Below are 516 nucleotides of genomic sequence, written 5' to 3'. Positions count from 1 at the left end.
CCGCACATGATGTCGGCGGGCGGGCAGATCGTCGTGACCTCGTCGACTGTGGCGACGACCTGCCGCGAGAGCCAGTCGGCCTATGTCGCCAGCAAGGCGGCGTTGACGGGGCTCGTRCGCGCTGCGGCGCTCGACTATGTCAAGCATGGCATCAGAGTGAACGCCCTTCTGCCGGGTACGACCGATACCGAACTGGTCCGTGGCGTCGCCGGCATGATGGCTGCGCCCGACGCCGTCTGGCAGATCGGCGGAGCGCAATGGGCCAAGGACAATATCCCGACCATGGGCCGCATGGCGACGGCGCGGGAAATGGCCGCTGTTGCGCTCGATCTGGCGGCGGCGACCCACCCTTATTTGACCGGCGCTTCGATCGTCGTCGACGGCGCGATGACGCTGCGGGCCTGAGGGAGTTGATGACGGGCGGTTGCAGCAAGCGGCCAGCCTCGCTACATACGCGGCACTCTTCCCGAAAGCCCCGGCGCGATCAGTCCGAAGCGGAGCCGCACATCCATGTCC

At 67.2% G+C, this 516-nt stretch carries 1 protein-coding gene; it reads left to right on the top strand.

Translation table 11 applies throughout. From position 1 onward, the window contains the following. Positions 1 to 405: SDR family NAD(P)-dependent oxidoreductase (locus AB4Y92_RS25490; RefSeq protein WP_441822152.1), on the top strand; the 405-nt coding region annotated here is incomplete at its 5' end. Between the last annotated feature and the right edge of the window lie 111 nt (positions 406 to 516).

It is taken from the genome of Lysobacter sp. TAB13 (assembly GCF_052113885.1).
Lineage (GTDB): Bacteria > Pseudomonadota > Gammaproteobacteria > Xanthomonadales > Xanthomonadaceae > Lysobacter > Lysobacter gummosus.
This window is presented reverse-complemented; position numbering and strand designations above follow the sequence as displayed.